Annotated in this window: 10 protein-coding genes; 4 read left to right on the top strand and 6 right to left on the bottom strand. The window is 74.4% G+C overall.

Annotated elements, in window-relative coordinates; all coding sequences use genetic code 11:
- Positions 1-1136: 1136 nt before the first annotated feature.
- Positions 1137-2339, top strand: coding sequence for an amino acid deaminase/aldolase (locus ACWC24_RS29545; protein ID WP_450665941.1), 1203 nt, complete (start codon positions 1137-1139; stop codon positions 2337-2339).
- 87 nt (positions 2340-2426) lie between these two features.
- Here the strand turns inward: ACWC24_RS29545 and ACWC24_RS29540 are convergent, their stop codons facing one another.
- From ACWC24_RS29540 to ACWC24_RS29530, 3 genes are read right to left on the bottom strand one after another with little or no spacing between them, the layout of a single operon-like run.
- Positions 2427-3209, bottom strand: a complete 783-nt coding sequence (locus ACWC24_RS29540) for a 3-oxoacyl-ACP reductase (protein ID WP_450666027.1) — start codon at positions 3207-3209, stop codon at positions 2427-2429.
- Between the two features lie 5 nt (positions 3210-3214).
- Entirely contained in the window at positions 3215-4642 is a 1428-nt protein-coding gene (locus ACWC24_RS29535; RefSeq protein ID WP_450665940.1) for an aldehyde dehydrogenase family protein, read from the bottom strand.
- Between the two features lie 8 nt (positions 4643-4650).
- Positions 4651-6021, bottom strand: coding sequence for a glutamine synthetase family protein (locus ACWC24_RS29530; protein ID WP_450665939.1), 1371 nt, complete (start codon positions 6019-6021; stop codon positions 4651-4653).
- A gap of 74 nt (positions 6022-6095) precedes the next feature.
- Here ACWC24_RS29530 and ACWC24_RS29525 point away from each other — a divergent pair, with 74 nt between their 5' ends.
- Both ACWC24_RS29525 and ACWC24_RS29520 read left to right on the top strand, forming a co-directional pair.
- The gene (locus ACWC24_RS29525; RefSeq protein ID WP_450665938.1) at positions 6096-6857 is read left to right on the top strand and encodes a FadR/GntR family transcriptional regulator; all 762 of its coding nucleotides are present in this window, start codon (positions 6096-6098) and stop codon (positions 6855-6857) included.
- 149 nt (positions 6858-7006) lie between these two features.
- Positions 7007-7693: a gamma-glutamyl-gamma-aminobutyrate hydrolase family protein gene (locus ACWC24_RS29520; RefSeq protein ID WP_450665937.1), complete on the top strand. Its 687-nt coding sequence runs from the start codon at positions 7007-7009 to the stop codon at positions 7691-7693.
- A gap of 33 nt (positions 7694-7726) precedes the next feature.
- Here ACWC24_RS29520 and ACWC24_RS29515 read toward each other — a convergent pair whose 3' ends face one another.
- Positions 7727-8689, bottom strand: a complete 963-nt coding sequence (locus ACWC24_RS29515; RefSeq protein WP_450665936.1) for a LysR family transcriptional regulator — start codon at positions 8687-8689, stop codon at positions 7727-7729.
- Positions 8690-8759: 70 nt separating this feature from the next.
- Between ACWC24_RS29515 and ACWC24_RS29510 the strand changes: the two genes are divergently transcribed.
- The gene (locus ACWC24_RS29510; RefSeq protein WP_450665935.1) at positions 8760-9923 is read left to right on the top strand and encodes a TDT family transporter; all 1164 of its coding nucleotides are present in this window, start codon (positions 8760-8762) and stop codon (positions 9921-9923) included.
- Here the strand turns inward: ACWC24_RS29510 and ACWC24_RS29505 are convergent.
- Both ACWC24_RS29505 and ACWC24_RS29500 read right to left on the bottom strand, forming a co-directional pair.
- Positions 9835-10578, bottom strand: coding sequence for a helical backbone metal receptor (locus ACWC24_RS29505; RefSeq protein WP_450665934.1), 744 nt, complete (start codon positions 10576-10578; stop codon positions 9835-9837). The genes ACWC24_RS29510 and ACWC24_RS29505 overlap by 89 nt on opposite strands.
- Positions 10579-10581: 3 nt before the next feature.
- On the bottom strand, positions 10582-11157 hold the full coding sequence (locus tag ACWC24_RS29500; protein WP_450665933.1) for a helix-turn-helix domain-containing protein: 576 nt from the start codon (positions 11155-11157) through the stop codon (positions 10582-10584).
- Positions 11158-12061 lie beyond the last annotated feature (904 nt).

Here is a 12061-nt window from a genome sequence, read left to right as displayed (position 1 = left end):
TCCGGCCGGCGGGTCCCGGCCGACGGCGGGGCATCCGGCAGGCGCGTAGCAGCCGACGGAGGCGCATCCGGCAGGCGGGTCCCGGCCGACGGCGGGGTCTCCGGCCGGCGGGTCCCGGCCGACGGCGGGGCATCCGGCAGGCGCGTAGCAGCCGACGGAGGCGCATCCGGCAGGCGGGTCCCGGCCGACGGCGGGGCATCCGGCAGGCGCGTAGCAGCCGACGGAGGCGCGTCCGGCAGGCGGGTCCCGGCCGACGACGGAGCCTCCGGCAGACGCGTGGCGGCCGACGGCGGAGCCTCCGGGAAGCGTGCCCTGGCGGCGGGCGGGGGCGGTGGCGTGGAGGCCCGGTCGGCGCGGGGGCCGGCAGCGGCGGACGGGAAGCTCGGGAAGCGCGCCGCCCCGGCCCGGGGAGAACCGGCCGGTGAAGGGTCCGTACCGGCCGTATCGCCGCCACCCTGGGCGGGCACGCCGGTACCGGTGCGCGCCGGGGACGACGGGCCATGCGTCGGCGCGGGCGCGGCGGCCTGCCCGAAGCGCGTCGGTGCGGAGCCCGGCGCGCCGACCGGCGTGGACCCGGCGGAAGCCCTGGGAGCCCGGGGGGTCTCGGGCGCGGCGCCCGACGGCGGGGGCGTGGCGGAGTGCTGCGGTGTCCCGGGTGACGGGTCGTTCGCGGGGGCGGGCCGGGGACCCGGACCGGGTTCGGACGACGTGCCCGCGTCCACCGGCTCGTCGGTGGCACCGGAGGAGCCGTTCGAACCGGTCGGACCAGTGGCACCGGGGACACCGTCGGGACCGGAGGACGGGGGCGTGCCGGGCCGTGGTGGAACGGGGGCGCGGCGCGCTTCCGTGCTCATGCACCCCCCGCTTCCTCGTACCCGGGCCGTCGCTCTCGTGCGCGGGCCGTCGTACGGCCGACGCCCGGCCTGCCCGCGACGCTGTCGCTTCGCCTCGGGCACGCATACCCGCACGGACGGGCCGTCATCCCGGCGCGGACCTGCGACCGGCGTCGGATCCTCCGTGCGTGCGCGTCACTCTACGGCTTGTTCGAGGCCGGACGGGAACCAGTCCACGACGCCGGGGCATCTGCCCGGATCGTCCCCCTACCCTGCGGTAATCCTGTCTGGCAGTCTTCGTGCATGACTGCGCGCGCTGCCGACCGGGCCCGTTACGACCGGGCCACCGCCCACCTCGACGCCCCCCTCGCGATCGTCGATCTGGATGCCTTCGACGCCAACGCGGACGATCTCGTGCGCAGGGCGGGCGGCAAGCCGATCCGGGTCGCCAGCAAGTCGGTCCGCTGCCGGGCCCTGCTCGAACGAGTCCTGGCGAAGGACGGCTTCGCGGGCATCATGTCCCTGACCCTCGCCGAGTCCCTCTGGCTGGCGCGCTCGGGCTTCGACGACGTCCTGCTCGCCTACCCCTCCGTCGACCGCGCCGCCTACGCGGAGCTCACCGCCGACCCCAAGCTGGCGGCCGCCGTGACCGTGATGATCGACGACGTCGCACAGCTCGACCTGATCGACGCGGCCCGGGCCGGCGGGAGCGAAGTGGTGCGGGTCTGTCTGGAGATGGACACCGCGCTGAAGCTGTTCGGCGGCCGGGTGCGGGTCGGCGCCCGCCGGTCCCCGCTGCACTCCTCCGAGCAGCTCGCCGACCTGGCGCGCGCGGTGCAGCAGCGGCCGGGGTTCAAGGTCGTCGCGATCATGGCGTACGAGGGTCACATAGCCGGTGTCGGGGACTCGGTGGCCGGCCGGCCGCTGCGCTCGCGCGCGGTGCGGCTGATGCAGACGACCGCCCGCCGGGAGCTGGCCGAGCGGCGCGCGGCGGTCGTACGGGCGGTCCGGGCCGTCGTGCCCGACCTGGAGTACGTCAACGGCGGCGGCACCGGCAGCGTGCAGTCCACGGTGGCCGAGGACGCGGTCACCGAGGTCGCGGCCGGTTCCGGGCTGTACGTGCCGAGGCTGTTCGACAACTACACGTCCTTCAGCGGGCGTCCGGCCGCCCTCTTCGCCCAGCCCGTGGTGCGGCGGCCGGGGGTCGGGGTGGTGACCGTCCTGGGCGGCGGCTATCCCGCCTCGGGCGCCGCCGGACGCGACCGGCTCCCGGTGCCGTACCTGCCCGAAGGCCTGCGCTACGACCCGCAGGAGGGGCCCGGCGAGGCGCAGACCCCGCTGCTCGGCTCCCCCGCCGACGATCTGCTCATCGGCGACAAGGTGTGGTTCCGGCACGCGAAGGCCGGTGAGCTGTGCGAGCGGTTCGACGTGCTGCACCTGATCGAGGGTGACGCGGTGACGGCGACCGTGCCGACGTACCGGGGCGAGGGGCACACCTTCCTGTAAGTACCCGCGAGTTGCAAGTACCCGCGAGAGGGCCGGAATCCGAGGATTCCGGCCCTCTCGTCAGCTCAGCGGGGCTCGGCGGGCAGGTCACACGGGCGTGACGTACGCGCCCGAGATCCCGCCGTCCACCAGGAAGTCGCTGGCGTTCACGAAGGAGGAGTCGTCGCTCGCCAGGAACGCGACGGCGGCGGCGATCTCCTCGGCCTCGGCGAACCGGCCGAGGGGGATGTGCACCAGACGGCGGGCGGCCCGCTCCGGGTCCTTGGCGAACAGCTCCTGGAGCAGAGGGGTGTTGACCGGGCCGGGGCACAGGGCGTTGACGCGGATGCCCTCACGGGCGAACTGCACGCCGAGTTCACGGGACATCGCCAGGACACCGCCCTTGGAGGCGGTGTACGAGATCTGGGAGGTGGCCGCGCCCATCCGGGCCACGAAGGACGCGGTGTTGATGATGGAGCCCTTGCCCTGGCGGCGCATGTAGGGGATGGCGGCCTTGCAGCACAGGTAGACGGAGGTGAGGTTGACCTCCTGGACGCGCTTCCAGGCCTCGAGGCCGGTCTCCAGGATGGAGTCGTCGTCGGGCGGCGAGATGCCCGCGTTGTTGAAGGCGACGTCGACGCTGCCGTAGGTGTCGTAGGCCGTCTTGAACAGGGCCTCGACCTGCTCGGGGTCGGTGACGTCGACCTTCACGAAGATCCCGCCGACTTCCTCGGCGGCCGCCTTGCCGCGGGTCTCGTCGACGTCCGCGCAGACGACGTGGGCGCCCTCGGAGGCGAGTCGGCGGGCGGTGGCGAGGCCGATGCCGCTGCCGGCTCCGGTGATGACGGCGGTGCGGCCGACCAGTCGGCGGCAGACGGCGTCAGGGGTCAGTGCGGTCACTGTGCGGGGCCCTCCGTGCTGATGAAGACGTTCTTGGTCTCGGTGAAGGCGGTGAGGGCGTCGGGGCCGAGTTCGCGGCCGACGCCGGACTGCTTGAAGCCGCCGAACGGGGTCCAGTAGCGGACGCTGGAGTGGGAGTTGACCGAGAGGTTGCCGGCCCGCACGGCCCGCGAGACCCGCAGGGCGCGGCCGACGTCCCGGGTCCACAGGGAGCCGGCGAGGCCGTGGTCGGTGGCGTTGGCGAGCGCCACGGCCTGCTCCTCGTCGTCGAAGGGGAGGACGACGGCGACCGGTCCGAAGACCTCCTCGACGGCCACCCGGGCGCGCGGGTCGACGCCGGTGAGGACGGTGGGCGGGAACCAGTAGCCGGGGCCCTCGGGGGCCTTGCCGCGGATGCCGGGCGCGTCCGGGTCGACGTAGGACCGTACGCGTTCCAGTTGGGGCCTGGAGATCAGCGGGCCCATCTGGGTCTGCTCGTCGGCCGGGTCGCCCACGCGTACGGACTCGATCGCGGGCGTCAGGAGGTCCAGGAAGCGTTCGTACACCGGGCGTTGGACGAGGATGCGGGTGCGGGCGCAGCAGTCCTGGCCGGAGTTGTCGAGGAAGGACATGGGGGCGGCGGCCGCGGCGGCTTCGAGGTCGGCGTCGGCGAAGACGATGTTCGGGCTCTTGCCGCCGAGTTCGAGGGTGACGCGCTTGAGGCGGTCCGCGCCCTTGGCCCACACCTGCTTGCCGACGGCCGTGGACCCGGTGAACACGATCTTCGCGACGCCGGGGTGCTCGACGAGCGCGGCGCCCGCGACGGGGCCGTGGCCGGGCAGCACCTGGAAGAGGTCCTGCGGCAGCCCTGCCTCCAGGGCGAGTCGGGCCAGCCGCAGGGCGGTCAGCGGGGTCGTCTCGGCGGGTTTGAGGATCACCGCGTTGCCCGCCGCGAGCGCGGGCGCGGTGCCCCAGGCCGCAATGGGCATGGGGAAGTTCCAGGGCGCGATCACGCCGACGACGCCGAGCGGTTCGAGGATCGTCACGTCCAGGCCGCCGGCCACCGGGATCTGACGCCCGGTCAGCCGCTCCACACCACCGGCCGCGTAGTCGAGCAGGTCGCGTACGTTGCCCGCCTCCCAGCGGGCGTTGCCGATCGTGTGTCCGGCCTCCAGGACCTCCGACCGGGCCAGTTCCTCCCGGTGTTCGTCCACCGTGACGGCGAACCGGCGCAGCAGCCGGGCCCGGTCGCCGGGCGCGAGGGCGGCCCAGCGTTCCTGCGCCCGGGTGGCGCGTACGACCGCCGCGTCCACGTCGGCCGCGGTGGCGGCCGGTACGGTCGCGACGACCTCCTCGGTGGCGGGGTTGCGTACCTGGAGTTCGTGTTCCCGCGCGTGCTCCTGCTCGGGTTCGCGTTCCTGCTCGGGCTCGTGCTCGTGGGACAAGAAGGGCCTCACATACGTTCGAAGGAGCGGCGCAGCTCCCAGTCGGTGACCGCGGCGTCGTAGGCCTCCAGCTCGACGCGGGCCATGTTGCGGTAGTGCGCGACGACCTCGTCGCCGAAGGCGGCCCGGGCGATCGGGCTGTCCGCCCAGAGTTCGGCGGCCTCGCGCAGGGTGGTGGGCACCTGCGCGTATCCGGCGGTGTAGGCGTTGCCCGCGCAGGCCTCGGGCAGCTCCAGCTTGTGCTCGATGCCGTACAGCCCGGCCGCGACCAGTCCGGCGACGGCGAGGTGCGGGTTGACGTCACCGCCGGGCAGCCGGTTCTCGAACCGCGTCGAGCGGCCGTGGCCGACCACGCGCAGGGCGCAGGTGCGGTTGTCATGGCCCCAGGCGACGGCGGTCGGCGCGAAGGAGCCGGGCTGGAAGCGCTTGTAGGAGTTGATGTTCGGGGCGTAGAGCAGCGAGAAGTCACGCAGCGCGGCGAGCTGTCCGGCGAGGAAGTGGCGCATGACCTCGGACATGCCGCCCGGGTCGTCCGCGCCGCCCGCCATGGCGTTGGTGCCGTCCGCGGCCGCGAGCGAGAGGTGGATGTGGCAGGAGTTGCCCTCGCGCTCGTTGTACTTGGCCATGAAGGTCAGCGAGACGCCCTCCTGGGCGGCGATCTCCTTGGCTCCGGTCTTGTAGACGGCGTGCTGGTCGCAGGTGACCAGGGCCTCGTCGTAGCGGAAGGCGATCTCGTGCTGGCCGGGGTTGCACTCGCCCTTGGCGGACTCGACCGTGAGGCCCGCGGCGGCCATCTCGTTGCGGATGCGGCGCAGCAGGGGCTCGATCCGGCCGGTGCCGAGCACCGAATAGTCGACGTTGTACTGGTTGGCCGGGGTCAGCCCCCGGTAGTTGGCGTCCCAGGCCTGTTCGTAGGTGTCCTTGAAGACGATGAACTCCAGCTCGGTGCCGACCTGGGCGGTGTACCCGTGCTCGGCGAGCCGGTCCAGCTGGCGGCGCAGGATCTGCCGGGGCGCGGCGACCACGGGCGAGCCGTCCTCCCAGGCGAGGTCGGCGATCACCAGGGCCGTGCCGGCGTTCCAGGGCACCCGGCGCAGCGTGGCCGGGTCGGGGTGCAGGGCGAAGTCGCCGTAGCCGCGCTCCCAGGAGGACATCGCGTAGCCGTCGACGGTGTTCATCTCGGTGTCGACGGCCAGGAGGTAGTTGCAGCCCTCGGTGCCGTGCTCCAGGACCTCGTCGAGGAAGAACCGGGCGGCGAACCGCTTGCCCTGGAGCCGGCCCTGCATGTCGGGAAAGGCCAGGACGACGGTGTCGATCTCACCGCTCGCGACGAGGGCCCGCAGCTCCTCGACGCTCAGCGGCGGCGTGCGGTCTGCCACGGGGGCCTCCTTCGCCGAACCGGAAGCCATAAGGTATTGCCGGGAACCATTGCTTGGGAAGGGGGTGCGGTCGCATGTCGCGGGGCACGGACGGCACGGACCCGGAGAGACCGGCCGCCGAAGGACCGGACGACCGTCTCGCGCCGGTGCTGCGGCCGGTGCGGGCGGGCAACGGCTTCGAGGAGGCGCTGGAGCAGATCCTCCAGGTCGTCCGGCTGGGCCTGGTGCCCGGCGGCGGACGGCTGCCGGCCGAGCGGGAGCTGGCGGAGCGGCTCGGGATCAGCCGGGTGACGCTGCGCGAGGTGCTGAAGGTGCTCCAGGACCAGGGGCTGGTCGAGCCCCGCCGGGGCCGCTACGGCGGGACGTTCGTGCTGCCGCGCGCGGACGCCGGCGGCGAGGACGAGCTGCGCCGCCGGATCGCCGAGGTCGACATCGAGGACGTGCTGCGCTTCCGTGAGGTGCTGGAGGTCGGCGCGGCGGGGCTGTGCGCGGCGCACGGACTGACGGACGAGCAGGCGGCCCGGCTGCGCGAGGCGCTGGCCCGCACGCACGACGCGCCGCTCGCGGAGTACCGCCGCCGGGACACGCTGCTCCACCTCACCCTGGCCGAGCTGTGCGGCTCCGCGTCGCTGGCCGCGCGGTACGCGGCCGTCCGGGCCACGGTGAACGACCTGCTGGACTGCATCCCGCTGCTCGTGCGCAACCTGGAGCACTCGCAGCGCCAGCACAGCGCCCTGGTCGAGGCGGTCCTGGACGGGGACGCGGACGCGGCACGGGAGATCGCGCGGGAGCACTGCGCGGGGACGGCGGCGCTGCTGCGGGGGTTCCTGGCGTGAGACCCCCGGACGGCGGCCGCGGGGACGACGGTGGTTCGCGGCGTGCGGACCCGGGCCCGTGCCCCGGACGGCGGCCCGGACCCCTTGCCGCGCACGGGTGACCTCGGCAAAGGTATGGAGGCAATCCATTGCACGGAGTGGGAGGGCGCATGGCGCGCAGACCGCTGATCGGTGTCAGTACGTATCTGGAGCCCGCGGTGCGCTGGGGCGTGTGGGAACTGGAGGCGGCGCTGCTGCCGGCCGGGTATCCGCGACTCGTCCAGCGGGCCGGCGGCCTTGCGGCGATGCTGCCGCCGGACGGGCCGGAACATGCCGCCGCGACCGTGGCACGTCTCGACGGGCTGGTGATCGCGGGCGGTCCGGACGTCGAGCCGGTGCGCTACGGAGCGGAACCCGACCCCCGGACGGGACCGCCCGCGCGCGCCCGGGACACCTGGGAGCTGGCCCTGATCGAGGCCGCGCTCGCCGCCCGCGTGCCGCTGCTGGGCATCTGCCGGGGCATGCAACTGCTGAACGTCGCGGCCGGCGGCACCCTCGTCCAGCATCTCGACGGGCACGCGGAGGTGGTCGGCGCCTTCGGCCTGCACCCCGTCAAGCCGGTCCCGGGCACGCGGTACGCGGGGATCGTGCCGGAGGAGACGGCCGTACCGACGTATCACCACCAGGCGGTGGACCGGCTGGGCACGGACCTGGTCGCGTCGGCGTACGCGGCGGACGGCACGGTCGAGGCGATCGAGCTGCCCGCCTCGGCGGGGTGGGTGCTGGGCGTGCAGTGGCACCCGGAGATGGGCGAGGATCTGCGCGTGCTGGGGGCCCTGGTCACCGCCGCGTCCTGAACCGGGCCGCAACAGGTTTCGACCGACGCGGACCTAGCGGTTCGGGGGCGGGGTGGCCGGGGACGGGCCGCGGGTCAGGGACAGCAGGTCCCGGGCCGGGCCCGCCGGACGGTGTCCCGTCGGCCACACGGCCCGCAGATCCCGTCGCAGCCGGACGCCCTCCACCGGGATGCTCACCAGGCGGCGCATCGCCAGTTCCTCCCCCAGCGCCAGTTCGCTCAGCACCGCGGGCCCGGCCCCGCCGACCGCCGCCGCCTTCACCGCCGTCGTCGAGGACAGCTCGAGCAGCGGGCGGGCCAGGCCGCCCAGGGCCGCGTCGAGGACCTGCCGGGTCCCCGAGCCCGTCTCCCGCAGGATCAGCGGGGCCGCGGCCAGTTCCTCGGCGTCCAGCGCACGTCTGCGGCGGGCCCAGGGGTGGCCGGGCGCCGTCACCACGATCAGCCGGTCGTGGGCGACGACCGCGGAGTCCAGGCCGGGCGGGACGTCCAGCCCCTCCACGAAGCCGAGGTCCGCCTCCCCCGCGACCAGCCGTTCCGCCACCGACGCCGAGTTCCCGGCCAGCAGCGACACCGCGGTGTCGGGGCGCTGGGCGCGCAGCGCGAGCAGCCAGCCCGGCAGCAGGTACTCGGCGATCGTCATGCTCGCCGCCACCCGCAGCCGGGAGTCGCGGCGATCGCGCAGCGCCTGCGTGCCCGCGTCGAAGGCCTCCGCCGCCTCCACCACCCGGCGCGCCCAGTCGGTCACCAGCGCTCCGGTGCCGGTGAGCCGGGAGCCGCGCGGCGACCGGTCCACCAGCGCCAGGCCCAGTCTGCGTTCCATCGAGCGGATCCGGCTGCTGGCGGCGGGCTGGGTGATGCCGAGTTCCCGCGCGGCCGCGCCGAGGCTGCCCAGCCGGGCCACCGCCAACAGCAGTTCCAGGGCGCCGAGGTCCGGGACGCGGTGGGCGATCGAATCCCCCTGTTCCCGGGCCCAGCCCGGGCCGCTCGTCTCGCTCATAAGCCCACCTTATGTCCCCATAGGCACATCGGCCCTGGTCGCGGGCCATGGGCGGGGGGATGGTGGAGGCATGGTCACCGATGTCCTTCCACTGTCCCGTCCGGCGGTCCGTGTCGCGGCGGTCCGCCACCTCGGCCCGAACTGGTACGCCTCCGTCATGGGCACCGCCATCGTGGCCACGGCGGGCGCGGGGCTGCCCGTCCACGTTCCCGGTCTGCGTGCCGTCTGCGCGGTCGTGTGGGTTCTGTCGTTCGCTCTGCTGGTGACCCTGCTGACCGCCCGTGCCCTGCACTGGACCCACCATCGGGACCAGGCCCGCGCTCATCTCCTCGATCCCGCGGCGGCCCCGTTCTACGGCTGTCTGGCCATGGCGCTGCTGGCCGTGGGCGGGGGCGCCGTCACGGTCGGCCGGGACGTGATCGGAACGGAGGCCGCGGTCGCCCTCGACACGGTTCTCTTCACCGCCGGCACCGTCGTAGGCCTGGCGGCAGCCGTCGCGGTGCCGTACCTCATGGTCGTACACCATCGGATCGAGCCGGGGCAGGCGACGCCCGTGTGGCTGCTGCCGGTCGTCGCGCCCACGGTGTCCGCCGCGCTCGGACCGCTGCTGGTGCCGCATCTGCCGCCCGGCCAGCCCCGGGAGACGCTGCTGCTGGGCTGCTTCGCGCTGTTCGGGCTGAGTCTGCTGGCGGCCCTGCTGATGCTGCCGCTGATCTTCGGCCGGCTGCTCACCGGCGGGCCGCTGCCGCTCGCGCTCACCCCGACCCTGTTCCTGGTGCTCGGCCCGCTCGGCCAGTCCACCACAGCCGTGGGGAACGTCGCGGACGCCGCGCCGGGGGTCGTCCAGGCCCCGTACGAGCAGGCCTTCGCGGGCTTCACCGTCCTGTACGGCGTCCCCGTCCTGGGGTTCGCGCTGCTCTGGCTGTGTCTGGCCGCCGCCCTGTGTCTGCGGGCCCACCGGCACGGGATGGGCTTCGCGATGACCTGGTGGGCCTTCACCTTCCCGGTCGGCACCTGTGTCACCGGCGCCGCGGCGCTGGCCCGGCACACCGGTCTTGCCGCCTTCGACTGGCTCGCGGTCGCGCTGTACGTCGTCCTCGTGGGCGCCTGGGCGACGGTGGCCGTGCACACCGTCCGCGGCCTGCTCAGCGGTGTGCTGCTCGCAGGGCCGACGCCAGCGCCCGGGGCGCCTCGGCGAGCGACGGCCCGTACCACGTCAGGTGCCGTCCGCTGACGAACGCGCAGGGCAGGCCGGGGAAGGCCTCGGGGCCGTCGTCGGGGGTGAACCGGTAGGGCTCGTCGGGGAGCACGACGAGGTCCGGCCGGGCGGCGCGCAGTTCCTCCAGGGGGACGCGCGGGTAGCGCTCGGGGTGGGACGCGTACAGGTGGTCGACGCCCAGGCGGGCGAGCACGTCACCGGCGAAGGTGTCACGGCCCAGGACCATCCAGGGGCGGCGCCACACGGGCACGACGGCGGTCGTACGTCCTGCGGCGACGGCCGTGAGTCCCGGGGCCGCGGTCGTCGGCGCCGCCCAGGCCGCCTCCGCCTCGTCCAGCCAGCGCGGCCGGCTCCGTGCCCCACAGGCCCGCAGCACCCGGTCCAGTTCACGGAAGGCCTGCGGCACGTCCCGCACCTCGGTCACCAGCACCTCGACACCGCCCGAGCGCAGCGCGTCCAGGTCCGGTGCGCGGTTCTCCTCCTCGTTGGCGACCACCAGGTCGGGCGCGAGGGCGAGGATCCGCTCGGTCTTCGGGTTCTTCGTCCCGCCGACGCGGACCACGTCGAGGCCGGCGGGGTGGGTGCACCAGTCGGTGACACCGACCAGGGCGCCGGGCAGGGACACGGCCACCGCCTCGGTGAGGGACGGCACCAGCGAGACGATCCGCACGCTCTACCGCCGCCTGCCGCGCCTGTCCTGGACGGCCTCGACGTGCTCCGCCACCGCCACCACGACCACACGGGTGTCCGGCACGGTCGCCCGCCACCGGTGGCGCACCCCGCCGGTCAGGTACAGGGTGTCCCCGCGGCCGAGGCGGTACGCGCGGCCTTCGGCCTCGATCTCCACCGCGCCGTCGGCGACGTACATCAGCTGGTCGTTGCGGTACTGGATCTCGCGGCCCGCCTCGTGGTCGCCGGTGAACTCCGAGGCGTGCATCTGGTGGTGCCCGCGCACCAGCGACCGGGCCTGGGGTCCGGCGTCCGGCACCGTGTCCTCGGCGCGCACGACGTCCACGCTGCACGCCGGGTCGGCGGCGGCCAGGAGCTCGACGGCGGTGGTGCGCAGGGCGTCGGCGACCTTCTCCAGGGAGCTTCTGCTGGGGCGCGCCCGGTCGTTCTCGACCTGGCTCAGAAAGGGGACCGACAGGCCGCTCCGCTCGGCCACGACGGCAAGGGTGAGCTCCAGCGCGCGACGGCGCCGCCGCACGGCCGCGCCCACCCGCAGGGGCTGTTCCTTGTGGTCGCCCATCGCGCCCGCTGCCTCCTCCGCTCGTCGCCCGGTCGTCCGTGCGCGAGGGTCCGCGCGCACTCCTCCTGATGAGTTCTCTGCACCCTACGCATGTTCGGCAAACCGTTTCAGGCGGCCGTCACATCGGCGACACATCGCGTCGGGTCGGACCTCACAGTTCTCGCCAGTGGATCAATCGGCCGGACTTTCGGAGCCTCACTCCCCTCGCGCGGGACGAACGGGCTGATGGGCAGGGTCGGGCGCCCTCCGGGACCGGTGACGGGCGTGTCCGACGGGGCCGCCGGGACCCGGCTGCCGCCGGGGGCGCGGACGGTCGGCAGGTCGGCGTGTCCGGACGCGGGCCGCTGGGCCGACGCCGGCCGACTGCCGTGTTCCTCCCGCACGGACCGACCCTCGATCAGCACGAGCGCGGTGCTTTTAGATCGAACGCGTGAGCGCTCCCCGATGTTCCCGACCGTTGGCCGGGCAGGCCCCCGATCGCCTCCCGGTCCCGAACCTGCTGGTCGAGGCGGGGTGGGCAGGGGCGTCGAGGCGGCGCCGTCCCGGTCGGGGGCGGTGGACGCGGGCGAGGGGAAGGCGGGCCGGGGACGGGTGGACCACGGCCCTCCCGGCGCCGGGGGAACGGCCGGGGAACTGTGGGCGAACCGGCCGTGGCAGCCGGACGCCCCGGCCGGGTCCACGCGTGGACCCGGCCGATTCGTAGCTTTGTGTGGTTGTCCGGATCTTTTCCGTAGACATGGGAGTGATCCCCCGGCGCGCGAGGGGCGCACGGGCTCCGGCCGGTTTCCGGACACGACCCGAGGGGGCGGGGCCGACATCGTCCTCGCCCTGGTCCGGGACGCCGGTATCGAGCCCGGCGACGAACCCTGGCTAGGCGCCCTCGCCCTGCCCGACGAGGACGGCG

It is taken from the genome of Streptomyces sp. NPDC001443 (assembly GCF_053597355.1).
Note: the sequence above shows the minus strand (reverse complement) of the source record. Positions and strands in the feature narration are given on the sequence as shown.